The following is a 24,436-nucleotide window of genomic DNA, read 5'->3' as shown; positions in this document are numbered from 1 at the left end:
GCTTATGAATTTAGATTTCAAAATTAAAAATTTACTTCTTATTTGCCTAATTTTTTTAGGAGTATTCAACCAATATTATTCTCAGGTTCAAGATCAACCGGATTTCAGAACCGGCGCAGATCAGCCTGAAATTTATCTGCCTCTGTTGAAGAACAAAACGGTGGGAGTGGTGACCAATCAAACCGGGCTGATGAGTGATAAAAGCCATGTGGTAGATTTTCTGGTTAAAAACAATATCAAAATCAAAACAATTTTCGCGCCTGAGCATGGCTTCAGAGGTGATGCCGATGCCGGAGAAAAAGTGAAAAACGGAGTAGATACCAAAACAGGAATTCCTATTATTTCATTATACGGAAACAATAAAAAACCAAAACCTGAACAGCTGAAAGGTCTTGATGTAGTCCTTTTTGATATTCAGGATGTAGGCGTAAGGTTCTACACATATATTTCCACTTTGACTTATTTAATGGAAGCCGGAGCAGAAAATAAGGTAGAGATCATGGTGCTGGACCGCCCAAATCCGCATGACGGCTATACGGACGGACCTGTCCTGAAAAAGAAATGGTCAAGTTTTGTAGGCATGCATGAAGTTCCTGTGGTATATGGGCTAACGATAGGAGAATATGGAAAAATGGTCAATGGTGAAAAGTGGCTGAAAAATGGAGTTCAGGCAAAGTATACCCTGATCCCGATGAAAAATTACCACAAGAAAAAGCGTTATGCTATTTTAGACAAACCATCCCCGAATCTCCCGAATGATAAAGCAATCAATTTATATCCAAGCCTGTGCTTTTTTGAAGGCACCCAGGTTTCCGTAGGACGTGGTACCAATCTGCCGTTTCAGATTTACGGATCTCCGTGGACGCAGGGGCTTCCGTATCAGTTTACACCGAAACCGAATTTCGGGGCTAAAGATCCTTTCCTGAACGGAAAACTGTGCTATGGTGAAGATCTTTCCGCTTATTCGGATGATCTTAGGACATTGAACCTGGAATGGCTGATGAAATCGTATAAGGCTTATAAGAACCCTCAGCAGGGCTTTTTCCTGGACAATTTGTTTTTTGATAAGCTGGCCGGAACAGACGAGTTCAGAAAGCAGATGATAGCGGGTAAATCTATTCAGGAAATCAAAGCTTCCTGGAAAAATGATCTTGAAAGATTTGAAAAAATCCGGACAAAATATGTTATTTACGAAAACTGATTTTTAAATGTGAATGGTCAATTTAGCTTCGCAAGTCAATGGTGAATATTTGTGTATGTAAAATTCACAGGCGAAGCCAAATTCACAATTGACAATTCATTTTTTTATCAGTCAAAATTCTGTGGCGGTTTATTGTCATTTTTACCTTTATTAAGAATGAATAGTCCCAGAGATAAGCCTATAACCCCGGCAAAGGCTGTCATAAGTGCCCGTTCCAGTTTGTCGGGAAGGTCATTTCCGATGTAGTTCATTAAAAAAAGAATCACAAAAGTGATCACAGAAATGATAATATGGTTTTTTCCGAACAGTTTCATGCTGTTATTTTAATTTATAAGAAATCATGACTCCTCCTCTGTATGGAAGGAATTCTCCGCTTTTGTTGAATTTTTGAGCAGATTCATAGCGCTTCCCGCTGACACGGTCGTATCCTTTGTAAAAATCCTGAGATGTGCCTACCGTTGCATATACATCAATATTCCAGCGGTCAGATACCTTGAATTGATAACCACCTGTGACACCAACTATAAAAGAAACTCCTTTCTGGTACAAATTTGAGGTGATAAATGTTTCATTGTTACTATTGATATAGGGATTGTCACTCCAATAGCTCCACTTCTGAAGAACAAATGCTGAGGCAGCGAGATTCGCTCCGATATACCAGCGGCTAAAAGCTTCATTGAAATAATATCTTCCCTCAAGAGAAACAGAATAGTATTGAAACTCATGTCCTGCAAAAGATTTCCAGGGAGAAATAAAAACATCACCTTGCAATGTATATTTTTGGCTTATCTGCTTTTCCAGACCAATATTTAGAACACCTATTGCTGCAAAAAGTGCATTTCCTTTAAGATATAAGCTTTTTTCCTGTTCTTGTTCCTGCGCTGAGAATATTCCTGCGGACAGGAGCGCAATAGATGTTGTAATGAATTTGTGCTTTAGCATTATTGTATTTGTTTCAGTAATTCTTCTGCGAGTTTGGAGTCTTTGCCAGTCTGAACTGCCATATTTCTGGACATTTCAGCATAGTTTTTGGCCATTTCTTTGTTTCCGGTAAGAAAATAAAGCTTGGCTAGAATATAAGTATTTTCCGGTGTTTCACCACGCATTACGGATTTTTCAGCCCACTCTGCAGCTTTTTTCAGAGATGCAGGATTTTTGACGTGATCACCGAATACCCATGCGGCTCTAAGCAGTTCATTGGGCTCGAATGCATCGGAGTTTTGATAATATTCTAATGCCGCTTTTTCAAATTCAGGGAAATTGGCATTTTGCTCGTAGTAACTGAGTTTTGTCTGGTTAAGTTTAGATTGTGCAAGTTGCTTTCCTACCAGCGGTTCGGCTGTTTTCATGAAATACTCCTCATTGATCCTTTTATTTTTATCATCAATGGACTGTTCCACGATTTTTGAAAGCTTCAGCTGGCTGTCGAATTCATTATAGGTAGCCTCAGGCAGGTATTTGACGATGTCAGCTTTTCTTGTCGTGAAAGTGTTGTAGTTGCTGTCTTCCGTAGATTTTACAAAGTACAGGAGCAGGCCTACTTCTTCCTTGGAAAGTTCATCGGTCTTCTTTTTGTTCTCAAAATATCTTTCGGAAGCTTTTTTAGCAAAATCATAATCTGAGGAAGAGTTCAGTTTCATAATATTGATCAGGAATTCCGGATCTTTTTCCCCTTTGGCAAAGCGCTCTTTTAAAGAACCTTTTTTGTTCCCCGGTGCGTTAATATTCTGCGCCATTGCTACAAAAAGGCCTTCCTCCATATACCCGGTATTTTGTGATACAAGCTCGCCTTCACCATTCAGGAAAAGATAGGTAGGATAGGAACGTACGCCAAATTTAGCTGCAATTTCCCGTCCTTCGCCTTTTTCCATATCGAATCTGGCGTTTACAAAATTGGTATTGAAATAATCTCCGACAGATTTTTTGGTAAATACATTCCTTTCCATCATTTTGCAGGGACCGCACCAGGTGGTATAGGCATCAAGGAAAACAAGCTTTTTCTCTTTTTTTGCTTTGGCAATAATGTCTTTGAACGGCAGTTCCTGAAACTGAATAGCAGCTTCCTGGGCCATAATAATGACAGAACAGAAAACAAATATCCCGGAGACAATCTTCTTCATTTTCAAATTTAATTTGAAAGCGAATATAGGTATTTTCAGAATGATAGGCTAAGAATTTGGTCATGATGGTCTTATATTAACGAACTTTAAGACTGTAGAATGGTTTAAATAGAGTAAACAGACCGGTTTTTTAGGAATAGGAGAGATGTTATGACCAGAGGTAGAGTAGGTCAGATAATTATTGTGATTTGAGGTTTAGAACGAATATTAAATGTGAAGTTGTTTAAAAAGGGAGGATATAAGAAATTGAAATCTTTTGAATTTGCTTAAAAATTATATTTATTTTTGCGGTGATCCTAATGACTGGATTGCATTTAACAAAATATCAAAGCTTACCATGCTCTATCTGTCCGGAGTTTTTTTAGCCTTTTTCCTTGCTTTTCTTTTGATCACAAAAAGAAATAAGAACATTGCTGATTTCATTCTGGCCAGCTGGCTTGCGGCGATAGGTCTTAATCTTGCGGGACATTATATGCTTCTTACGAATCAATATATACGGTATCCATCACTCATATTTTTTGGATTTTCACTTCCTCTGGTGTATGGTCCGTTTTTATATCTCTATATTAAAAGGCAGACTTCTCCGGACTCTTTTTCATGGAAATACCTGCTTCATTTTATTCCTGTTGTTGTCTGTAATCTCTTATTTCTTTCATTTTATACCGCACCATTTGAGCAACGGGTAGAAATTTTCAGGCATCAGGGTAAAGAGTTTGAAACCGAAATGCTGCTGAAGCTCTATTCTATCTATATTTCCGGGATAGTATATGTAGTTCTTTCATTCTGGACCTTATACCGTTTCAGAAAAAACATGGTTCAGCAGTTTTCCAATACGGAGAAAATCAATTTTGACTGGCTGCTTTATCTCATCATCTGGATTACAGTGATCTGGGGATTGGTTCTCTTTACGGATCAGGTGAATATTATTTATGGTGCCGTTACGGTATTTATTGTATGGCTTGGATATTTTGGAATTAAGCAGGTTCAGGTTTTTAACCAGCCCATGTCAGTTTTTGGGAGTAACACTGAAAAAATGAATGTTGTCTTCGAAAATAAAGATGAGGAAGAACCGGTTGATCTCGCTGAAAAAAAGTATCAGAAATCTACTTTAACGGAAGAAAGTATAGACGATATTCATTCAAGGCTGCTGCTGCTTCTGAATGATGAGAAGCCTTTTGTCAATCCGAATATTACATTGAATGAGCTTGCAGCAATGCTTGACGTTCATCCTAATTATCTGTCACAGGTGATCAATTCGAAGGAGGAAAAGAACTTCTATGAACTCATCAACGAAAAAAGGATAGAAGAATTCCTGAATAGAATTTCACTTCCGGAGAGCAGGCAGTATACCTTACTTTCCATCGCTTTTGAATGTGGGTTTAATTCCAAGACATCCTTCAATAGAAATTTTAAAAAATACACAGGAGTTACACCAAGTGAATACCAGAAAATCCCGGAATCTTAAGTTTCAACACTCAGGGAATAGGTTTCAATTCTCATAACCTATTGTAATACAGTGTTATATATTTTTGTTTTTCTATGTCTCAACCTTCCCGTTGGGGCGTATCGCTTTTGGGAATGATGAATCTTTGCATCATAAATTTTTAAACCCAAAAGTATGACAGCTTTTAAAAAAAGAAACGCAGCGTTCACTGCTTTCACCATTCTCACTTTATTATTTTCCTGTACCGATGGAAAAACCATTGATGAACCCGGGAATCTTGTTCCCAAAACGGTAGATCAGGATTCTTCCCTGCCTTCTATATCTGTTAATGGAGCACAGCTTCATTCCGAAGCTTTCGGTCCTGAAAACGGAACCATTGTAATAGCACTTCACGGAGGGCCAGGAGGAGACTACCGTTATCTTCTCAAAGCAAAAGATCTTACAGAAAAAGGGTACCGGGTGGTATTTTATGATCAGAGGGGTTCGGGACTTTCACAGCGTTTTGCAAAAAAATCCTATACTTCTCTCGGAGCCGGAGCCCTGGATCTGATGTATGATGAGCTGCATGCCGTTATTTCGCATTACCGGAAAAGCCCAAGCCAGAAAGTGATTATTCTGGGGCATTCATGGGGTGCTATGCTGGCAACAGGCTATACAGGGAAATACCCGAATTCCATACAGGGGCTCATCCTTTGTGAACCGGGCGGTCTGAAATGGAATGACGTAGAAGATTATGTAAAAGAATCCAGATCTTTTAAGCTATGGAGCGAAACTCTCAATGACGCCACCTATATGGAGCAGTTTATTTCCGGAAAAGAGGACCAGCATGAAATTTTAGATTACAAAATGTCTATGATGGTATCTAAAAATGACATTACAGGCGAAGGGGATTTTGATCCCAGTATGAACTGGAGAAGCGGTGCAGTTATTATGGATGCTCTCTTTGATATTGGGGATGATTATAATGTTGATTTCTCAAAAGGAATTGAAAACTACAATGGGCCTGTCCTATTTTTTTACAGTGGCAGAAATAAAGCCTACCCGGATTCCTGGGCTCAGAAAATTACATCCGTTTACCACAATCCTTCTATTGTAAAAGTTTCAGGAGTAGGACATGATGGGATTGTTACCAACTCCGATGCCTGGAATAACCAGACCAAACCAAAGATATTAACGTTTATAGATGCCCTTTAATACCATACCATGAAGAATACGATATATAAAGCAGCATTCGTTCTGATGCTGATGATCAATACAGTAGTACAAGCGCAAACCATAAACTGGGCTGCAGCCGGTAAAGAAAAACATATCCTTAATGCCAATATAGGCGCAGAATATGGAGTTGTTTTCGGTTTGGGATATCATTACAAACTGAAGAGCAAGCTTTTTCCCATGACTGTCGGTGCTGAATTCTCAACACCATCCGGAAATGACCTTTTGGATGATTTTAAAACAAAGGCTGGAGCCAATGTAAGATGGGTAAAGCTAAAAGATTTCCAGTTGTCTACAAGAGTACAGGGCGTCTACAGACGATTTGAAAATGAAAACGTGGCTATAGCCAATTTCGGGCTGGATATGGCCGGGGTTGTGGGGTTTTACCGTCCAAAATGGTTTGCCGGTGCGGAAGTGGGTTTTGACAAAGCTATTGTCAGTCACTTTAAGCATACCAATTATTACAGGGAAACGTATCCGGATGTGAAGAACGGATGGTATGAGCCCTCCACGGGAGGAAACTTCTATTACGGAGTCCAGGGAGGCTATACATTCAGAAACCATGAGATTTACTTAAAAGGCGGAAATGTTATTTCTCAGGATTTTAAAACGAAGCTGATGCTGCCTTTTTATGTGCAGATCGGGTATAATTTTAAACTGTAAAACTTTTGACCATACCGCATAAAAACCGCCGTTGAAAGGGCGGTTTTTGGTTTCTCCGGAATATGTTAATCCTACTTTCCTGCCTATTATTAAGGCTTTTAAAACAATAATTTTGTCTAATTAAAAAACACAAAAACAAAATACGAAAAAAAACATCTGAAAAAGTATTCTTTTAAGCCTGACGGATATAGGCTCCCGATAATGCTGTTGTTATTAAAGCGAATAGTATAGCAGTTATTAATCATTTTGATGCTAAGGCTTTGTTACAAATTAATAAAAAACCTACTTCCCCAATACTTTTTAATGGTTGTGTTCTTATCTGAATTTTCGATTGCAACATTTCATAACAAAATATTTTGTAGATTGTTGTAACGAAGGCTAAGCCGAAAACGCTGGCAGTAATTATATATCAAACTCAAAAAACTAAATGATAAAAATGATTAACAAACTATTTGGTATCGCACCTACACCTGCAGAGGATAATGCTTTTAGTCCTTCATTACTTTCATTAAAATTGGCTACCTCACAAGTTACAGATTATGATGAAACTGTTTATAATAAACCATACAAAGGCAAATTGAAAATCCTGATGGTTTGTACTGAAGAACGAAATATGACAATGTCAAATGGAAAGAAATTTTCAACCGGAAACCATCCTGTTGAAATGTTATTACCAATGCTTCACTTGAAAAATGCAGGTTTTGAAATAGACATTTTTACGCCAACAGGAAAATCTGTAAAGATAGAAATGTGGGCATTTCCCAACAAAGATAATAACGTGAAAGCTATCTATTCACAATATTTAAAGGATTTTGAAAAGCCCAAAAGCCTTAACAATTTTGTTGAAAATATTATGAACCAAAATAGTGATTATACCGCAATTTTTATTCCTGGAGGACATGGGGCAATGCTGGGACTGCCAGAAAATACAGATTTATGTAAACTGATTTATTGGTCGGTAGAAAAACACTTATACATGCTTACTATCTGTCATGGTCCGGCAGCGTTGTTATCGGCCGGTTTGGATAAAACCAAACCTTTTCCTTATAGGGGTTATGAGATTGCGGCATTTCCAGATAGCGTAGATAAACAAACACCTTTTATTGGGTATATGCCCGGAAATATTCCATGGAAATATGGGGAAAAACTAAATAATTTAGGAGTAAAGATTATTAATAAAAAGGCAGACAAAACCTGTCATAAAGATAGAAAACTAATTTCTGGAGCCAGTCCAAAAGCTGCAAATAATTTTGGAAAGTTATGTGCAACCGAATTGCTAAATGAATTAAGCAAGTGAAAATATAAAACTATGAACAAATGAGTAAACTAAATCCAAACGAAAGAAATCAAAATCTGATTTTATTGATTTCTGCAATCGGATTAATACCTATTGCGTTATCTTACGGACTTTTCCCAAACAAGACATTAACAACAATGTATGGCTTTTCGGTAGACAATATAAACCTCACCCATATTATGAGGGCGGTAATGGGATTATACTTTGGTCAAATTATTTTTTGGTTAATAGGTATAAAAAACACAAGTCTAAAATTGCCGGCAATGTATAGTTTGGTTGTATTTATGGGTGGATTAGTCATAGGAAGGTTATTATCCATCGTCTTAGACGGAATTCCGCACTGGATGTTACTTGTATATTTATTTTTGGAACTTTCAATAACAATAATCGGGACATTCCTTATTCTTAAAAAAACACATAATTAAAATAATATTTTTTAGCTTAATTAACCTCTATTTTCAAATTTGATATATTGCTCAAAATAAAAAATCCCTCAAATTATAGAATTTGAGGGTTTTTGTCAGAAATTATTTCATTTCCAGTGGTTTCTCCAGGAATCGAACCAGGGACACATGGATTTTCAATCCATTGCTCTACCAACTGAGCTAAGAAACCAATTGTTCCGTTGTTTAACGTGGGTGCAAAAGTAGAACTTTTTCCAATACGGTGCAAGTTTTTTATCATTTAATTTAAAAACAACAATCCGCTATGGTTTTTTGTGAAGTCTACTGCCTTTAGAATCAGTGAAGTCCTTTGTTATAATCCCTTCTTTATTTTTTTATGATCTTCGCCCCATGTTTCAAGCTGATCCAGAACAGGGATCAGGTTTTTCCCGATTTCGGTTAATTCATATTCTGTTCTTGGCGGAACTTCGGCATAAACTTTCTTTAAAATCAGTTTTTCTTCTTCCATTTTCTTAAGCTGCATCGTAAGCATTCTTTCGCTGATATTGGGGATCTTGTTTTTTAGTTCAGAAAATCTAAGTTTCCCTGTTTTAAGGAAGTAGCAGATGGAGAGGATCCACCGGCCGCTGATGAGGTTCACCGCATAGATTTCAGAGCAGCTGAGTTCCAGCCCTTTTTTATTTTCATGATTGGTTGATGATTCTTTGATACTCATACTAACATTTTTGTTCGTTCCACACAATTGATTGAGAATTTGGGCACACCCTATTCATCATTTAAATTTACAAAATAAAATCAGATCTGCTGTTTCAAGACAGAAACTCAACGAATCATAAAAAACATTATACCCATACCGCTATGGATTTCAACAGAATTGACAAAGACCTTAGATTAAGTATTGACCGGTATCCGTTTTCACTGGAAATAGATCAGGATCTATTTTTAAACCGGCCGGAAATTGTTCAGAAAGAAAGAGAAGAATTTACAAGGAATAACCCTTTCAAAGGCCCGGATCATATCAAAGTAAAAGATATTTTTATAAAAAGCTCTGACAATAATCATCAGATAAGGCTTCACATCTACCAGCCGGAAAAATTTGACAATAGTAAAACAATCCTTTATTTCCACGGTGGAGGGTATATTTTCGGCCTGCCGGAACAGGTAGATTTCCAGATGTTTGAAATGGCGGACCGTCTTAATGCAACAATCATATCGGCTGATTACAGGCTTTCTCCGCAATACAGGTTTCCGGTTCCCATACTGGACGGTTTTGATGCGCTTAAGTGGATCATTAAGAACGGAAGAGAGGAATTGGGATTAAATCCAGATGCTGTCTCAGTGTTTGGAGCAAGTGTGGGAGGACACCTGGCTGCTGCGGTTACGCAGATGGCCAACGATCACGGAATTAAAAATATAATCCATCAGTTTTTGTTGTATCCCGTAGTTCATAATAAACTTAATACGCCTTCTATGAACGAATTTACTGACATTCCACTCTGGAATAAGCAGTATGCTGAAACCGCATGGCTGCATTTTCTTGGAAGCGAGGATAAGGATAAAAGCATTGTGTATTCAGATCTTACGAATTATAACAATTTTCAGGGACTTCCGGGAACTACCATTGTAGCCTGTGAATTGGATCCTTTAAGAGATGAAGCCATAGAATTGTCGCAGCTTTTATACCAGGCCGGCGTGAAAACTGAACTTTGGGTGATACCGGGAGCACTGCATGTGTTCGACCTGTTTGATTCCCCTTTAACTGAGGACTATAAAAAATTCCTTTACAGCAGAATGTTTTAATGATATAAACGTACAAGCAATGCATAAGAAGAATTTAAGAGACAGCCAACCGGCCCTTATTTTAATTGATATTCAGAATGGTTTTCTGGATGAAAACTACTGGGGCGGAAACAGGAATAATAAGGATGCAGAAAAAATCAGCGGAATGCTGTTGGAGAAATGGAGAACGCTTGATCTGCCCGTTTTTCATATCAGGCACAGTTCCGTTAATACTGAATCTAAATTACATGAATCTGATCCTGGGTTTCAGTTTAATGATTACGTACTGCCGGAAGACGAAGAATGTGTGATCACCAAACATGTAAACAGTGCATTTATCGGGACTGATTTAAAGGAACGGCTGGATCAACAGAATATAAATACTTTAGTGATTGTAGGAATAACTACTAATCATTGTGTTTCAACTACTGCGAGGATGGCAGGAAATTTCGGGTACAAAACCTATGTTATCTCAGATGCAACGGCAGCATTCGACAGGGTGGGAATCAATGGTGAAAAATATGATGCTGAGCTGATCCACCATACTGCTCTGGCCAATTTAAATGAAGAATTTGCTACTGTCTGGGATTCTGAAAAATTATTACGGGAATTATAAACAGAATTCTTTTTTAAAGTTTTTTCACGCAAAGCTTTATTCTTGCATTGCATAGTTTTAAGTTAGCTAAGAATGAATCAATCTCCGATTGATTTGATTAAGCGTGTGTTTTAACAGCATGCTTAATCAGCGGCGAAGCCGCTATCTTTGCTTTCCTTAAAGTAATCAGAAGCCTTCATGAAAACTTTGCGTGAAAAAATATAAGTATCCTTACACATCGTAAAAACAACAAAATGAATTTAGTGTAAGCCAAATTGTGTTATTTGTGTTTAAAACACACCACATATAAAAAACAAAAAAACCTCTAAAATAAATTAGAGGTTTTCAAGTGGTTTCTCCAGGAATCGAACCAGGGACACATGGATTTTCAATCCATTGCTCTACCAACTGAGCTAAGAAACCATTATATTTTTTGTTGACTTACTTCGTTGTTTTAAAGTGATGCAAAAGTAGTAAGTTTTCTTATATGAAGCAAGTATTAACGGTACTTTTTTTCAATAAAAATAAAACTTACTGATTTTCAGCCGGATTATTTTCCTGTTCTTTTCTGATCTGGTCGCTCATCTCTTCAAGTACAGGTTTTATCGTACTTTCCGGAAGATCACTGATCCGGATATACATCAATCCGTCAATGGCGTCATTGAAATTCGGGTCCACGTTGAAAGCAATTACTTTAGCGTTTTGTTTGATGTATTTTTTGATCAGGACGGGCAGTCTCAGTTCAGGTTCCAGGTCATCAATAATTTTGTCCAGCTTATTCAGGTCAGATTCCATTTCCTCGAAAAAGATATTCTTATCCCGGTCGCGCAGTTTTACCTTATATTCATTCCTCGGCGTGATGTATTGGGCGACTGCAGAATCAAAATAATTGGAACGCATGAACTCAATCATCAGGGATTTGGAAAATTCAGAAAATTTATTGGAAATGCTTACACCGCCCATCAGGAACTTATGGTCGGAATTTCTTAAACATACATGCACAATTCCTCTCCATAAAAGGAAAAGCGGAAGTGGCTTCTGCTGATATTCCTCACATATATACGCACGGCCCATTTCAATCACTTTCTTGAAGAAAGGGTGGATATCCTGCTCAAATTCAAATAGAGAGCTGGTGTAGAATCCTTTGATGCCATATTTCTTCATTACATCCTTACCCAGGGCCATTCTGTAGGCTCCGGCAAGTTTCTCGGCGCTGCTGTCCCAAAGGAAAAGATGGTGATAATGCTTGTCGTATTCATCCAGGTCAAACGGAAGGTTACTTCCTTCACCCACCGCACGGAACGTAAGCTCTCTCTGGCGGCCGATTTCCCTCATTACAGAAGGAATTTCTTCGTAAGTTGTGAAATAAATCTCGTAATTTCCGTTACTGAAAAGCATTTTATCAGTGCCTTTCAGCCTGCTGATGTCCTTAAGAATATCTTCTTTCGGAGTTTCATCAATGATATTCTGAACGATATTTTCCTCCTTTAAAAGCGGAAATTTTACCGTTAAGTTTTTTAGATTGATAGTCTGGGCCAATGATTTTCTCTTTTCATAGTAAGATTTCATCATATAGACCTTACGTTTCAGGAATTCACCCAATTCCTCAATGGTTTCCATCTCGTCCATCGCTTTTACCGTGATCGGTTTTCCGATCCTGATTCTGATAGGTCGTTCCCTGTCATTCATCATTTCGGCAGGAAGCATCAGCGTTTGCAAACTTGGATGCAGCTTGGCTACCTGGTAAAAAAGACGGCTGTTTTTGGCATGGAAATATAACGGAACTACCGGTACCTTGGCCATTCTGATCAGCTTAAGGGCGGGCTTTTCCCAATCCCTGTCCAGGATTTCCCCATAAGGATTGTTTTTGTTGGATACTTCCCCGGCAGGGAAAATTCCTACACAGCCTCCATCCTGAAGGTGTTTCAGGGTTTCACGCATCCCGGAAGTGCTGCTATAGGCTTCTTTTCTGTTTTCAAAAGGATTCACGGAAATCACATACGGTGCCATAGGTTTGATTTTTTCCAGAAGGAAATTTCCCATTACCTTAAAATCCGGACGTACTTCCGAAAGGATTTTGCACATTAAAATGCCGTCAATAGCACCCAGCGGATGGTTCGAAACCAGAATAAACGGTCCTGTTTTGGGAACTTTAGCCAGATCCTCTTCAAAAGCGATATAGCTTAAGTTTCTTTCCCTTACAAATGAGTCGAAAAAGTCTTTGCCTTCCTTGTCCTTTAATTTATCATATAACCTGTTAACTTCATTTATTTTGGCAATGCTCATCACGGCAGAAGCAACCGGATTCTTAAGGAACCCGATTCTGCTTAAGCCGGAAGCTTTTATAAGATCGTTTTTCGAAATTAAACTCATATGTGTTTAGTCGCAGTTAATATTATTGTGTTACCATTTGAACCGTATTTTTGGAAATCTGCTCCAATAATACATTTTTTTCCTGGTAAAATTGGTCAATATGATCCATTTTCGCATTTCTTACTGTGAATAAAGATACATTTTTAACTGCTTTGGTTTTAAATATTTTTTGAAGCTCCTCATTAAGCTCATCAATCTGCCCGAATTTATCTTCAAGGCATAAAGCCAGTGATATGGCAGAATTCTGCATAAGAGAAACTTTGATTTTATATTTGGACAGGTATCCAAAAATAAGACTCATGTGATCTTCCGCAATAAATGAGAAATCACGGGTAGAGATTTTTAAAAGAACCTGGTTTTCCTTTAAGATATAAGATTCTTCATGCTGATTTTTGTCTGAAGCTCCCACTTTAGTTCCCTCTTTGGCAGGATCCACAAAAGATTTTACATAAAAAGGAATGTTTTTTTGCTGTAGAGGCTGCAAAGTTTTAGGGTGGATAACGCTGGCTCCGTAATATGCCATTTCAATGGCCTCCTCATAAGAGATATTGGAAAGAAGCGTTACATCGCTGAACTTTCTTGGGTCTCCCGTCATTACTCCCGGAACATCTTTCCAGATCGTCATGGCATCTGCATTCAGGCAGTAGGCGAAAATAGCGGCAGAGTAGTCTGAACCTTCTCTTCCTAACGTTACCGTAAAATTATTGTCATCCGAACCTATGAAACCCTGGGTTACATAGCAGATTTCCTTATTTAATGTAGAGATGAATTCCTCTGTTTTTGTCCAGTCTACAGTACCTTCTCTGTAAGAACTGTCCGTTTTAATATAATCTCTGGCATCCAGCCACTGATTGGGAAACTGAATTTCATTCAGGTATTCACTTAAAATTTTTGTAGAGATCATTTCTCCGCAGCTTACCACCTGGTCATAGACAAAACTGTAATTGGGAGACTTGTTTCTTCTCAGGAAAGAGTCGATATCGTCAAAAAATAAATTGATCTCAGCAAATACTGCGTGGTTTTCAGGAAACAGACCTTCCGCAATCTCAATGTGTTTTCGTTTTATCTTTTCAATCTCAGTTTGATAGTTATCCTTCTTGAAATAAAGTTCTACAACCTTTTCCAATTCATTAGTCGTTTTACCCATCGCTGAAATAACCAGCAGACATTTGGTAAAGCCCTGGCTTTCTAAAACCATGGACACATTTTTTACACTTTCGGCATCTTTTACTGATGCGCCACCAAACTTGAAAATTTTCATTAATTTGTTTAAAATAAAATGGTTAGATTAAAAATTACATGAGTTTTTTACGGAGGTCAAAATTATAAATTTACAACGAGATATGAAAGTTTCCGGCCGCTGGAAGGAATTAAGATTTTATTAAAATTGAGACTTGAAGAATATTATCAGAATTTCATTGATTTATTGTCATCAAATGGGGATTAATTATGCGAAGTGAATTTTGCCGGACTATAAGATTAGGTGGTGTATAGTATTGGAAAACAGTGGTTAAGCTCTTTTGTGATAAAAACTTTCTTTCTCCGATAAATTTTCCGAAATTTGGCGGAAACGTAAAAAGAAAAATATGTCAAATCAACCATTACAGACTTTAGGAGAATTTCTTATTGATAAGCAGGATGATTTTCAGTATTCTACGGGAGAATTTTCCCGTCTTCTGAGTGCAATAAGATTAGCTTCAAAAGTGGTAAACAGAGAAGTGAATAAAGCCGGAATTGTAGATATAACAGGAGCTGCGGGGAATCAGAATATCCAGGGAGAAGAACAGCAGAAACTGGATGTAATTGCCAATGAAATTTTTATTACGGCTTTGTCCCAGAGAGAGGTGGTTTGTGGGATTGCTTCTGAAGAAAATGATGACTTTATTGACATTAAATGTGGCGAAAACGGACACTTAAGCAAATATGTTGTACTGATCGATCCTTTGGACGGGTCTTCCAATATTGACGTTAATGTTTCCGTAGGAACTATTTTTTCTATTTACAGAAGGGTGACTGAGCCGGGAACTCCTGTTCAGCTGGAAGATTTCCTTCAAAAGGGGATTAATCAGATTGCGGCGGGTTATGTTATTTACGGTTCTTCCACGATGATTGTTTATACTACAGGAAACGGCGTGAACGGATTCACTCTGGATCCGTCTTTGGGAACCTATTATCTTTCCCATCCGAATATGACCTTTCCTACCAGTGGAAAAATTTACTCTATTAATGAGGGGAATTATATCAAGTTTCCGCAAGGAGTTAAAAACTATCTAAAGTACTGCCAGATGGAAGAAGGAGACCGTCCTTATACCTCAAGATACATTGGTTCTTTAGTGGCGGATTTCCATAGAAATATGCTGAAAGGAGGAATTTATATTTATCCTTCCTATTCCCAGGCTCCCAACGGAAAGCTGAGACTGTTATATGAATGTAATCCTATGGCATTCCTTGCAGAACAGGCTGGTGGAAAAGCTACAGACGGATTCAGAAGAATTCTTGAAGTAGAGCCTACCGAGCTTCATCAGAGAATCCCGTTTTTCTGCGGAAGCATCCAGATGGTAGAAAAAGCGGAGGAGTTTATGAGGATCGACAGTGTAAAATAATGAAAGCAAAATATTTCAGATATTTATTGGAATTCAAACGCCCGGGTGGAACATCTCGCGGCGTTTTGCGTGAAAAGGAGACCTTCATTCTTGAAGTTGAAGAAAATGGGAAAAAAGGAATCGGTGAATGTGCATTATTCAGAGGGCTAAGCTATGATGACCGCCCGGATTATGAAGAAAAGCTGCAATGGCTGTGTGACAATATAAACCTTGAACCTTCCCGTTTAAAAAAAGAACTGAATGAATTTCCATCTCTCTGGTTTGGGTATGAGCAGGCGATCCTGAATCTCAGACATGGAGAGAATCTTTATTTCCCAGGCGAGTTTACAGAAGGAAAATCTGCGATTATGATCAATGGGCTGATCTGGATGGGAGATGTGCAGTATATGGAAGAGCAGATCCATGAAAAGCTGGAACAGGGTTTTCATTGCATCAAACTTAAAATCGGTGTTGATTGGGAATCCGAGCACAAAATCCTTCAGGAATTAAGAGGGAAGTTTTCAGCAGAAACTTTGGAACTTAGAGTAGATGCCAATGGCGGATTCAGCAGGGAAGAAGCGGAGGTTGTATTGCAGCAGCTTGCAGATCTGCATATTCATTCCATTGAACAGCCTGTAAAAGCCGGAAACTGGAAAGATATGGCAGCTTTATGTGCTAAAACTCCTACGCCTGTCGCTCTGGATGAAGAACTGATCGGGATCACAGATCCGGATGAAAAGAAAAGACTTTTAGAAACAATAAAGCCTCAGTATATTATTTTGAAGCCCGCTCTGGTTGGTGGTTTTGCCGGTTCAGATGAGTGGATCTCATTGGCAGAAGACCTCAATATTGGTTGGTGGATCACTTCCGCTCTGGAAAGTAATATCGGGCTGAACGCCATTGCCCAATATACATTCACAAAAAAAAGTCCGATGCCACAAGGTTTGGGCACCGGATCTTTATTTGTCAATAATTTCGAATCCAGCTTACAGCTGGACAATGAATTGCTTTGGTTTAAAACCTGTTAGCAGATGAATTAAATTTCAGGGCACACAGGGTTGCTCATGTGCTCTGCATCCCATTCTCTGCAGCATCTCCTTCTGGGATCCCAGCTGTTGCAGCCGATAGGGATGAGTCCACCTTTAATTACTCTTAGCTCTGCTTTTTTAAGTTTTTTCATGTTTTTCATAATAAATTTTTAATTTGATTGGTACGTAAATATCAATCTCTTTTTTTTATTATGCAAGGTTTTAACTTAAATTAACTAAATTCACATTCGTGAGATTTAAGTTCGGTGTGATAAAATTCTTTTTCTTCGCTGAAGTGTGTGAAATAATCAAATAAAATCATCCTCCAAATTCAGATCTGGAAGATATCTCAGGTTCGAAGATAATTAGAGTAGTGTTATGGTCGGATAGTTTTTATTTTAATGGTTAATACTCTGAATTAAATCACATCTTTTACGAAAATTGCTTTCTTGATATAATTGATTATATAAGAAAACTTGCTTTTAATTCTTTTCATGATAAAAATATGTATTTCTCTGTTTAATGAAAATTGCAATACCTATGCCAACTTAAGCATTGGTTTGAAATTTAACACCTGATTCATATCATTTAATGTTTTTTAATATATAGTTAAGAAATAATAGTGAAAATATTTTCGTTTTGTTTAGATCTGCCGGTAATTAAATTCCTGTCAACGCCATATAAATTCTGAAAAATATCTTTCTGCACCATAGAGCTGGACAGGTATCCCCAATGGTTTCCTATATCATATTTAAAGCCGCCCAACACATCATCCTCTGCGAAAGTACAGTCGATAACAGAAACTACATCCCTGAATTTTTCAATATCTCCCGGCCCGTTCTTGCCTAGCCTTGGCGTAAGGATATTTTTAGTGAACTGAGAAATGCCCAGGATGGTATCTTTTCTGTTCAGATAAATAGATATACGGTTAGCCAGTAACGGAAGTTTATTAAATGAGTCCTCCGAATCCTCGAAGACTTTGTACGTGACATCAGCATTTAATAGAAGCACCTGGTCTATTACCCTAAGGATGTTCTCTCTTTTAAGGCTGTACAGCATACTCTGAAGAACCCTGTTTCCCATGGAGTGCGCCATCAGGTGAATTCTCTGATTGCAGGGAGCAAGGTCACGGTTCGAGAAAATATCTTTTAAAAACTGGGTATAAAAATAAAACAGCCGCATCAGTGACGATCCCGAATTGATACTGGATGCTTTATCATCAAAATAGGTAAGGGGAACAATACTGCTGGAGGCCGGCCAGCTTACAAACAGGATGTGCTCTACAGGCGAAGCCGGATTATCAATAAATAGCCTCTTAAGATCAATGATCGCCTTTAATTCATCATCAAAATCATACGCATAGCCGTGAATAAAAATCATAACATCACTCCTTTCTTTGGTAGAAGACATATTCTTGTACAGCTCATAGAACAACCGTTGGGTGCCTCCGAGATTATTGGCTGTGAGAGAAGATTTTTTGATCCCTTTTTCGTTCTGAAGAACTTCCAGAACTTCCGTATACCCCTGTTTTTCGGGCTCAGAGAATAATTTATAATTCAGGATATTACGGTTGTTATAATCTTTCTTTTTCTTAGCTGCTGCGGTAGGTTCCTTATAGCTATCAAAATCACATTTTGCGATCCTGAAGTTGGGAATAGAGTATTCATCATTCGAGAATGAATCTAGTTTCTCGCCCTTGTGACGGACGATCTTACGATTGCTCAGGATATAAACAGCCATAATTGTGAATTTTAGAGGTACGTAGTTTTCCCTAAATTAATGAAAAATATTGAATTAACATCAGTTGGGCTTTTAAATTACCATTTTCGTAAGCCCTAAATTTTCCGTAACTTTGTGTAACTTTTTTTATAAGTAAAAGCTAATTTAATGGAAGAAGAAAAAAAATCACTCAATTTTATTGAGCAAATTATTGAAGATGACATGGCAAATGGTCTGAAAAAAGATCAGATCCGTTTCCGTTTTCCCCCTGAACCTAATGGATACCTGCATATTGGCCACACAAAGGCTATCTGCATCAACTTTGGCCTGGGTGAAAAATACAATGCTCCCGTAAACCTTCGTTTCGACGACACGAATCCTGAAAAAGAAGAACAGGAATTCGTGGATTCTATCAAAAAAGACGTTGAATGGTTAGGTTTCAAATGGGATAAAGAGCTGTATGCATCCGACTACTTCCAGCAGCTTTACGAGTGGGCTGTACAGATGATCAAAGAAGGAAAAGCTTATGTAGATGAACAACCTTCAGAAGTGATCACCGAACAGAGAAAGAATCCTGCAGAGCCGGGAATAGAATCGCCGTACAGAAACCGTCCGGTGGAAGAATCTCTTGATCTTTTTGAAAGAATGAAGAACGGGGAGTTTGAAGAAGGCTCCATGTCTCTTCGTGCTCAGATCGATATGGTTTCCCCGAATATGAACTTACGTGATCCTGTGATGTACAGAATCCTGAAAAGACCTCACCACAGAACCGGTACCGCATGGAAAATTTATCCGATGTACGACTGGGCACATGGTGAATCCGATTATCTGGAGCAGGTTTCCCACTCATTATGTTCATTGGAATTTGAAAACCACAGACCTCTTTATAACTGGTACCTGGATCAGGTGTACGACGAATCTAAGATCGCTCCGAAACAGAGAGAATTTGCCAGAATGAATGTGTCTTATATGATCACTTCCAAAAGAAAGCTTCAGAGGCTGGTTGCTGAAAAAGCGGTGACTGGTTGGGATGATCCGAGAATGCCTACGATCTCAGGAATGAGAAGGAAAGGATTCACTCCGGCATCCATCAAGAACTTCATTGAAAAAGTGGGGGTGGCCAAAAGAGAAAACCTTATTGAGATCCAGTTATTGGATTTCTGCGTGCGCGAAGACCTGAATAAGGTTGCAAAACGTGTCATGGCCGTAGTAGATCCTGTAAAACTTGTCATCGAAAATTATCCTGAAGGGAAGGAAGAATGGCTTGAAACTGAAAATAATCCTGAACAGGAAAATGCAGGAACAAGAGAAATTCCTTTTTCAAGAGAATTATATATTGAAAGAGAAGATTTCAAAGAAGAAGCAAATAATAAATTCTTCAGACTTAAATTAGGCGGAGAAGTCCGTTTAAAATCAGCTTACATCATTAAGGCGGAAAGAGTAGAGAAGGACGAGAACGGTGAGATCACCACCATTTATGCTACCTACGATGAAAAGAGTAAATCCGGAAGCGGAACCGAAGAAAGCTTAAGAAAAGTGAAAGGAACCCTGCATTGGGTTTCTGCTACCCATGCGATCCCGGTAGATGTAAGGATCTATGAAAAACTTTTCACAGTGGAACAGCCTGACGCTGAGAAAGATGTAGATTTCCTGAACTTCATCAATCCGGAATCGGTAACTACCATCAAAGGATTTGCGGAACCGACTCTTAAAGACGTCGCAGTGGGAGAACCCCTTCAGTTCCAGAGAATCGGGTACTTTACAAAAGATCAGGATTCTACAGACTCCAATCTGGTATTTAACCGTACGGTAACTTTGAAAGATTCTTATAAACCGGAATAATCTTAGCTATTATTACTATATAAAAGCAGGACTTCCAGAAGTCCTGCTTTTTTTTTGAAAAAATCTGAAGAATCTATGGCTTATGTTAATTCATTCTTTAGTGTTATATCTTAATCCCTATGAGTATGATTGATAAAAAAAGTGCCTTTTGAAGGGAGTTGTAACCCGATTTATCTAATTTTGCACAGCACTCAATCTTCTCCAAAAAATAAATATTGTGAAACTCATTAGCGTATATACGGGTTCTTTTAAAGGACTCTCGGAAGAAAGCTGGATGTTGGCATTGGTGATGCTGATCAACCGGGCCGGTTCCATGGTACTTCCTTTTTTGGGTGTGTACATGACGGCACATCTTCATTTCAGTATTGAAAATTCAGGAATTGTGTTAAGCTTTTTTGGAATTGGCTCTGTATTAGGCTCATGGCTGGGAGGGTTAATTACCGATAAAATCGGAGAATACCGTGTTCAAAGCTTAAGCTTACTTTTGAGTGTGCCCTTATTCTGCATGATTCCGCTCTTTAAAACAGAAGTGGGACTGGCTTCCATTATTCTGATTCAGAGTATTGTAAGCGAGACATTCCGTCCTGCAAACTCTGTAGCGATCACTAAATATGCAAGACCGGAAAATATTACCAGGGCATTTTCCTTAAACCGGATGGCAGTGAATCTTGGATTTTCCATTGGCCCGGCGTTGGGCGGGATTTTATCTGCTATTTCTTATGAATTTTTATTTTTTACCAATGCTCTGGCCGCTTTGTTGGCGGGATAATGTATATCCGTTTCTTCGGAAAACGAAATAAGCTTGCCACATTAAAATCAAAGAAAGTAAAAGAAGCGGTTGTCATTAAAAAAGAAAATTCACCTTACCGCGACGGAAAATTTCTCCTGTACAGCTTCATTTGTATGCTGTTCTCCATCTGCTTTTTCCAGTTGTTCAGTACGCTGACTATTTTTTATAAAGATACGGTGCATTTAAGTCAGCAGAATATCGGTTATATTCTCGGTTACAGCGGTTTTCTGATCGTACTGCTCGAGATGGGTTTTGTACAGATTGCAGAAAAATATTTCAGCCTGGCACTAACCCTGTTTTTAGGAACCGTATTATGTGGAGTTTCCTATGCGATGCTGGCTTCTGATTATTCCATACTTACTCTTGTGGTTTCCATGACCCTGCTTTGTATCGGAGAGATCTGGACCCTTCCGTTTATATCAACCATAACAGCATTGCGTTCCGGTGAAAACAACAAAGGCGCTTATATGGGGCTGAACGGAATATCAGTAGCCCTGGCCTTTATCATTACTCCTTACGTAGGAACCCTGACAGCCGATAAACTAGGCTTCAATACCTTGTGGATAGGAACGGGAATATTGGGAATCTGTATTGCGGTGGCATTTTACTTTGTGATTCCCTGGATGCTTAAAAAGAAGTAGTTCCGGGTTTGAGTGTTTGGGAGTGGGAGCATTTTAGGTTTAAAGTGCTTTAGTGTTTGAGAGTTAGAAAGACTATAAATCTAAAATATAATTGGTTTGAATTTAAATCCGCCTGATCTGCTAAATCTGCGAGAGTTAAGATATTTTTTGCTCACGCTGATTTAGCAGATCAGGCAGATTTTTTTAGTCTGAAATCCTATGTCTTCGTATCTGATATCTATTTCCCCGAAACAATATGCCCCACAATCATTTCCGCATGAATCCGTGAGTTTTCTATAAACCAGAGGTGTGTGTCTTTTCCTCCGCAAACAACGCCGGCCAGGTATAAATTCGGAATATTGGTTTCCATGGTTTCAGGGTGGTACAGCGGATTCATACAGTCGCCCTGTAATTCTATCCCGGAGTTTTTTAAGAATTCAAAATCGGGAAGGTAGCCGGTCAGCGCAAGGACAAAATCATTTTCAATTTCTCTGGTCTGTCCGTTTTTATCTTTAAAAATAACAGAATTTTCTGTAATTTCTACAATCTCTGAATTGAAACTGGCTTTGATGCTCCCTTCTGCAATCCGGTTTTCAATATCCGGTTTTACCCAATATTTTACGCTTTTCGAGATTTCGGAATGACGGATGATCATCGTTACATCTGCTCCTTTTCTGTAGGTTTCAAGGGCGGCATCTACAGCGGAATTGCTGGAACCTACCACCACCACTTTCTGCTTTGCATAAGGATAGGGTTCTGTATAATAATGTTTCACTTTCGGAAGGTTTTCACCCGGAACATTCATGAGGTTGGGAATATCATAGAACCCGGTGGAAATCACGACGTTTTTGGCTTTATATGTGGATTTCGAGGTTTCAATATCAAAAATCTCCCCGGTTTTAGAAACTTTCAGCACTTTTTCATAGAGGTTGATATTAATTTCCCTTTGTCTCGCAATTCCCTGATAATACTCCAGTGCTTCCTGACGGCCGGGCTTTGGAGCTGTAGAAATAAAAGGAATACCGTCTATCTCCAGTTTTTCTGCCGTAGAGAAAAATCGCATATACAAAGGATAATGGTATAAAGAGTTGACAATGGTTCCCTTTTCTATGATCAGATACGTCAGATTATTTTTTTTGGCTTCGAGTGCACAGTTAAGACCGATAGGTCCGCCTCCGATAATAAGGATGTCTAAAATTTCCATACACAAATTTACTTAAAACCACTGTATTAAGCGTAAAACAGGTAACAGAACTTATCTATTGAAACGATGGCATTGGCACCGGTTTTGGTGTTTCTTTTGAATTAAAAAATTGAAAAAAATGAAAAAGCTCATTATTCCAATATTCATCCTGTCCCTGCTTACCACATGTAAAAAAAATCCCGAAAAACCGGTTCCCAATGTGATAGATTCCATGACGGTAGCGAAAGAAAAAAATAAGGAAGCGGAAGCTGAGAAAAAGAAAACGGATGTGGCGGCTATAAAAAAGACGAATGATGATATTCTGCTCGCGTTAAAAAATAAAGATTACAAGACTTTTGCGTCATTTATTCATCCGGAAAAAGGAATAAGTTTCTCTATGTACGGTTTTGTGGACCCAGGCGAAGCGACCCATTTTTCTAAAGCCGATTTTGAGAAAAACCTGCCGACAAAAACCTTATTTACCTGGGGAGCGATGGATGGTTCGGGAGATCCGTACAAAGTGACGATCAATGAATATTTAACAAAGTGGGTTTTCTCTAAAGATTTCACAGCATCACAATATTCATTAAATAAATTTCTTCGTGAAGGAAATTCCCTGAATAATTTACAGAAAACTTATCCCGGTAAAAACTTCACAGAAAACTATATAAAAGGAACGGATAAAAACGCGGATATGGATTGGAAAACTCTTCGTTTTGTATTTGAAGAATTTGAAGGAAAACAATATCTGATAGCGGTTGTTAATGATCAGTGGACGATTTAGAAAATTAATTATAACTAAATCAACGCCGGATTACAATAAAATGCTTCGGCTCCGCTCACAATGACAATGCATAAATTATATAGAAATGTTTTGGGACGGTCATGCTGAGCGGAGTCGAAGCATTTTTATTATATGAATCTTAAACCATTAAGATCTCATTAAGTTTTTAAGAATATTAAGCTGAGCTTTGCTTTAAGCATTAGTGTCTTAAAAATCTATCAGATTTTCTTAATGAATCTTAACTTCTTCATTAATCTTAATGGTTCAAATAAAATCTGCATAATCAGCTCAATCTGCGAGATTTTTTTACGCAAAGGTTTATGCTTCTCTATTCAGATTTAAGGTAGCTAAGGTGAAATCAATCTTTGATCGATTCTATTAAGTGTACGTTTCAATTACGTACTTAACCAGCGACGGAGTCGAAGCATTGTTTTATTATCTGAAAATTTTATTTTTTAACCATTAAGATCTCATAAGGTTTTTAGAATATTAAGCTGAGCTTTGCTTTAAACATTAGTGTCTTAAAAATCTATCAGATTTTCTTAATGAATCTTAACTTCTTCATTAATCTTAATGGTTCAAATATAAAATCTGCATAATCAGCTCAATCTGCGAGATTTTTTTACGCAAAGGTTTATGCTTCTCTATTCAGATTTAAGGTAGCTAAGGTGAAATCAATCTTTTATCGCTTCTATTAAGTGTACGTTTCAATTACGTACTTAACCAGCGACGGAGTCGAAGCATTGTTTTATTATCTGAAAATTTTATTTTTTAACCATTAAGATCTCATAAGGTTTTTA

21 protein-coding genes, 2 tRNA genes and 1 pseudogene are annotated in these 24,436 nt (G+C 38.1%); 13 read left to right on the top strand and 11 right to left on the bottom strand.

The features are described from left to right. Positions 1-4 precede the first annotated feature (4 nt). Positions 5-1,201 (top strand): exo-beta-N-acetylmuramidase NamZ family protein, encoded by a 1,197-nt coding sequence (locus B7E04_RS18910; protein WP_080780749.1) that lies wholly within the window; start codon positions 5-7, stop codon positions 1,199-1,201. A gap of 107 nt (positions 1,202-1,308) precedes the next feature. Here the strand turns inward: B7E04_RS18910 and B7E04_RS18905 are convergent, their stop codons facing one another. From B7E04_RS18905 to B7E04_RS18895, 3 genes are read right to left on the bottom strand one after another with little or no spacing between them, the layout of a single operon-like run. After that, entirely contained in the window at positions 1,309-1,515 is a 207-nt protein-coding gene (locus tag B7E04_RS18905) for a hypothetical protein (RefSeq protein WP_040998643.1), read from the bottom strand. 4 nt (positions 1,516-1,519) lie between these two features. Next, positions 1,520-2,143: a DUF3575 domain-containing protein gene (locus B7E04_RS18900; protein ID WP_080780101.1), complete on the bottom strand. Its 624-nt coding sequence runs from the start codon at positions 2,141-2,143 to the stop codon at positions 1,520-1,522. Beyond that, entirely contained in the window at positions 2,143-3,321 is a 1,179-nt protein-coding gene (locus B7E04_RS18895) for a thioredoxin family protein (protein WP_080780100.1), read from the bottom strand. The genes B7E04_RS18900 and B7E04_RS18895 overlap by 1 nt, the downstream gene beginning before the upstream one ends. Positions 3,322-3,577: 256 nt before the next feature. Here B7E04_RS18895 and B7E04_RS18890 point away from each other — a divergent pair, with 256 nt between their 5' ends. The 5 genes from B7E04_RS18890 to B7E04_RS18870 all read left to right on the top strand — a co-directional run bounded on the left by B7E04_RS18890 (position 3,578) and on the right by B7E04_RS18870 (position 8,362). Further along, the gene (locus B7E04_RS18890) at positions 3,578-4,786 is read left to right on the top strand and encodes a helix-turn-helix domain-containing protein (RefSeq protein WP_165439474.1); all 1,209 of its coding nucleotides are present in this window, start codon (positions 3,578-3,580) and stop codon (positions 4,784-4,786) included. 153 nt (positions 4,787-4,939) lie between these two features. Beyond that, complete coding sequence (locus tag B7E04_RS18885; RefSeq protein WP_080780098.1) at positions 4,940-5,959, top strand: alpha/beta hydrolase; 1,020 nt, start codon at positions 4,940-4,942, stop codon at positions 5,957-5,959. A gap of 9 nt (positions 5,960-5,968) precedes the next feature. Then, positions 5,969-6,640: a hypothetical protein gene (locus B7E04_RS18880; protein ID WP_080780097.1), complete on the top strand. Its 672-nt coding sequence runs from the start codon at positions 5,969-5,971 to the stop codon at positions 6,638-6,640. Between the two features lie 436 nt (positions 6,641-7,076). Further along, positions 7,077-7,937, top strand: coding sequence for a glyoxalase III HchA (gene hchA, locus B7E04_RS18875; RefSeq protein WP_080780748.1), 861 nt, complete (start codon positions 7,077-7,079; stop codon positions 7,935-7,937). 20 nt (positions 7,938-7,957) lie between these two features. Continuing rightward, positions 7,958-8,362 carry a DUF4345 domain-containing protein gene (locus B7E04_RS18870; protein WP_080780096.1) on the top strand — a complete coding sequence of 135 codons (405 nt, stop codon included), beginning with the start codon at positions 7,958-7,960 and terminating at the stop codon, positions 8,360-8,362. A gap of 117 nt (positions 8,363-8,479) precedes the next feature. Here the strand turns inward: B7E04_RS18870 and B7E04_RS18865 are convergent. Both B7E04_RS18865 and B7E04_RS18860 read right to left on the bottom strand, forming a co-directional pair. Then, positions 8,480-8,552, bottom strand: a tRNA-Phe gene (locus B7E04_RS18865). 141 nt (positions 8,553-8,693) lie between these two features. Continuing rightward, positions 8,694-9,056: a winged helix-turn-helix transcriptional regulator gene (locus B7E04_RS18860; protein WP_080780095.1), complete on the bottom strand. Its 363-nt coding sequence runs from the start codon at positions 9,054-9,056 to the stop codon at positions 8,694-8,696. Between the two features lie 143 nt (positions 9,057-9,199). Between B7E04_RS18860 and B7E04_RS18855 the strand changes: the two genes are divergently transcribed. Then, on the top strand, positions 9,200-10,141 hold the full coding sequence (locus tag B7E04_RS18855) for an alpha/beta hydrolase (protein ID WP_080780094.1): 942 nt from the start codon (positions 9,200-9,202) through the stop codon (positions 10,139-10,141). Between the two features lie 19 nt (positions 10,142-10,160). Further along, positions 10,161-10,736 (top strand): cysteine hydrolase family protein, encoded by a 576-nt coding sequence (locus B7E04_RS18850; RefSeq protein ID WP_080780093.1) that lies wholly within the window; start codon positions 10,161-10,163, stop codon positions 10,734-10,736. A 329-nt stretch (positions 10,737-11,065) separates the two neighbouring features. Here the strand turns inward: B7E04_RS18850 and B7E04_RS18845 are convergent. The 3 genes from B7E04_RS18845 to B7E04_RS18835 all read right to left on the bottom strand — a co-directional run bounded on the left by B7E04_RS18845 (position 11,066) and on the right by B7E04_RS18835 (position 14,349). Continuing rightward, positions 11,066-11,138, bottom strand: a tRNA-Phe gene (locus B7E04_RS18845). Between the two features lie 108 nt (positions 11,139-11,246). After that, on the bottom strand, positions 11,247-13,088 hold the full coding sequence (locus tag B7E04_RS18840) for a lysophospholipid acyltransferase family protein (RefSeq protein WP_080780092.1): 1,842 nt from the start codon (positions 13,086-13,088) through the stop codon (positions 11,247-11,249). Positions 13,089-13,110: 22 nt separating this feature from the next. Then, positions 13,111-14,349, bottom strand: coding sequence for an aspartate kinase (locus B7E04_RS18835; RefSeq protein ID WP_080780091.1), 1,239 nt, complete (start codon positions 14,347-14,349; stop codon positions 13,111-13,113). 325 nt (positions 14,350-14,674) lie between these two features. Between B7E04_RS18835 and fbp the strand changes: the two genes are divergently transcribed. Both fbp and B7E04_RS18825 read left to right on the top strand, forming a co-directional pair. Then, positions 14,675-15,691 (top strand): class 1 fructose-bisphosphatase, encoded by a 1,017-nt coding sequence (gene fbp / locus B7E04_RS18830; protein ID WP_080780090.1) that lies wholly within the window; start codon positions 14,675-14,677, stop codon positions 15,689-15,691. Then, the gene (locus B7E04_RS18825; protein ID WP_080780089.1) at positions 15,691-16,698 is read left to right on the top strand and encodes an o-succinylbenzoate synthase; all 1,008 of its coding nucleotides are present in this window, start codon (positions 15,691-15,693) and stop codon (positions 16,696-16,698) included. The genes fbp and B7E04_RS18825 overlap by 1 nt, the downstream gene beginning before the upstream one ends. 8 nt (positions 16,699-16,706) lie before the next feature. Here B7E04_RS18825 and B7E04_RS22250 read toward each other — a convergent pair whose 3' ends face one another. Both B7E04_RS22250 and B7E04_RS18820 read right to left on the bottom strand, forming a co-directional pair. Next, on the bottom strand, positions 16,707-16,859 hold the full coding sequence (locus tag B7E04_RS22250) for a hypothetical protein (protein WP_165439418.1): 153 nt from the start codon (positions 16,857-16,859) through the stop codon (positions 16,707-16,709). Between the two features lie 448 nt (positions 16,860-17,307). After that, positions 17,308-18,438, bottom strand: coding sequence for an alpha/beta hydrolase (locus tag B7E04_RS18820; protein ID WP_080780088.1), 1,131 nt, complete (start codon positions 18,436-18,438; stop codon positions 17,308-17,310). Positions 18,439-18,585: 147 nt separating this feature from the next. On the opposite strand from B7E04_RS18820, the gene B7E04_RS18815 reads away from it, so the two are divergent. Together B7E04_RS18815 and B7E04_RS22700 are read left to right on the top strand one after the other, a co-directional pair. Continuing rightward, positions 18,586-20,259, top strand: a complete 1,674-nt coding sequence (locus B7E04_RS18815) for a glutamine--tRNA ligase/YqeY domain fusion protein (protein WP_080780087.1) — start codon at positions 18,586-18,588, stop codon at positions 20,257-20,259. A gap of 274 nt (positions 20,260-20,533) precedes the next feature. Further along, a pseudogene (locus B7E04_RS22700) lies at positions 20,534-21,690 on the top strand (MFS transporter). 217 nt (positions 21,691-21,907) lie between these two features. Here B7E04_RS22700 and B7E04_RS18805 read toward each other — a convergent pair. Next, positions 21,908-22,873, bottom strand: a complete 966-nt coding sequence (locus tag B7E04_RS18805; RefSeq protein ID WP_080780086.1) for a YpdA family putative bacillithiol disulfide reductase — start codon at positions 22,871-22,873, stop codon at positions 21,908-21,910. 118 nt (positions 22,874-22,991) lie between these two features. Between B7E04_RS18805 and B7E04_RS18800 the strand changes: the two genes are divergently transcribed. Further along, the gene (locus B7E04_RS18800; protein ID WP_080780085.1) at positions 22,992-23,636 is read left to right on the top strand and encodes a hypothetical protein; all 645 of its coding nucleotides are present in this window, start codon (positions 22,992-22,994) and stop codon (positions 23,634-23,636) included. Positions 23,637-24,436: the final 800 nt, after the last annotated feature.

The sequence above is a fragment of the Chryseobacterium phocaeense genome, assembly GCF_900169075.1.
Classification (GTDB): Bacteria; Bacteroidota; Bacteroidia; order Flavobacteriales; family Weeksellaceae; genus Chryseobacterium; species Chryseobacterium phocaeense.
This window is presented reverse-complemented; position numbering and strand designations above follow the sequence as displayed.

Coding starts and splice junctions, on each gene's coding strand:
- fbp (WP_080780090.1), top strand. CDS start 14,675: ATGTCAAATCAACCATTACAGACTTTAGGAGAATTTCTTATTGATAAG.
- B7E04_RS18900 (WP_080780101.1), bottom strand. CDS start 2,143: ATGCTAAAGCACAAATTCATTACAACATCTATTGCGCTCCTGTCCGCA.
- B7E04_RS22250 (WP_165439418.1), bottom strand. CDS start 16,859: ATGAAAAACATGAAAAAACTTAAAAAAGCAGAGCTAAGAGTAATTAAA.
- B7E04_RS18835 (WP_080780091.1), bottom strand. CDS start 14,349: ATGAAAATTTTCAAGTTTGGTGGCGCATCAGTAAAAGATGCCGAAAGT.
- B7E04_RS18820 (WP_080780088.1), bottom strand. CDS start 18,438: ATGGCTGTTTATATCCTGAGCAATCGTAAGATCGTCCGTCACAAGGGC.
- B7E04_RS18870 (WP_080780096.1), top strand. CDS start 7,958: ATGAGTAAACTAAATCCAAACGAAAGAAATCAAAATCTGATTTTATTG.
- B7E04_RS18905 (WP_040998643.1), bottom strand. CDS start 1,515: ATGAAACTGTTCGGAAAAAACCATATTATCATTTCTGTGATCACTTTT.
- B7E04_RS18880 (WP_080780097.1), top strand. CDS start 5,969: ATGAAGAATACGATATATAAAGCAGCATTCGTTCTGATGCTGATGATC.
- B7E04_RS18895 (WP_080780100.1), bottom strand. CDS start 3,321: ATGAAGAAGATTGTCTCCGGGATATTTGTTTTCTGTTCTGTCATTATT.
- B7E04_RS18840 (WP_080780092.1), bottom strand. CDS start 13,088: ATGAGTTTAATTTCGAAAAACGATCTTATAAAAGCTTCCGGCTTAAGC.
- B7E04_RS18885 (WP_080780098.1), top strand. CDS start 4,940: ATGACAGCTTTTAAAAAAAGAAACGCAGCGTTCACTGCTTTCACCATT.
- B7E04_RS18800 (WP_080780085.1), top strand. CDS start 22,992: ATGAAAAAGCTCATTATTCCAATATTCATCCTGTCCCTGCTTACCACA.
- B7E04_RS18855 (WP_080780094.1), top strand. CDS start 9,200: ATGGATTTCAACAGAATTGACAAAGACCTTAGATTAAGTATTGACCGG.
- B7E04_RS18805 (WP_080780086.1), bottom strand. CDS start 22,873: ATGGAAATTTTAGACATCCTTATTATCGGAGGCGGACCTATCGGTCTT.
- B7E04_RS18825 (WP_080780089.1), top strand. CDS start 15,691: ATGAAAGCAAAATATTTCAGATATTTATTGGAATTCAAACGCCCGGGT.
- B7E04_RS18815 (WP_080780087.1), top strand. CDS start 18,586: ATGGAAGAAGAAAAAAAATCACTCAATTTTATTGAGCAAATTATTGAA.
- B7E04_RS18850 (WP_080780093.1), top strand. CDS start 10,161: ATGCATAAGAAGAATTTAAGAGACAGCCAACCGGCCCTTATTTTAATT.
- B7E04_RS18860 (WP_080780095.1), bottom strand. CDS start 9,056: ATGAGTATCAAAGAATCATCAACCAATCATGAAAATAAAAAAGGGCTG.
- B7E04_RS18910 (WP_080780749.1), top strand. CDS start 5: ATGAATTTAGATTTCAAAATTAAAAATTTACTTCTTATTTGCCTAATT.
- hchA (WP_080780748.1), top strand. CDS start 7,077: ATGATTAACAAACTATTTGGTATCGCACCTACACCTGCAGAGGATAAT.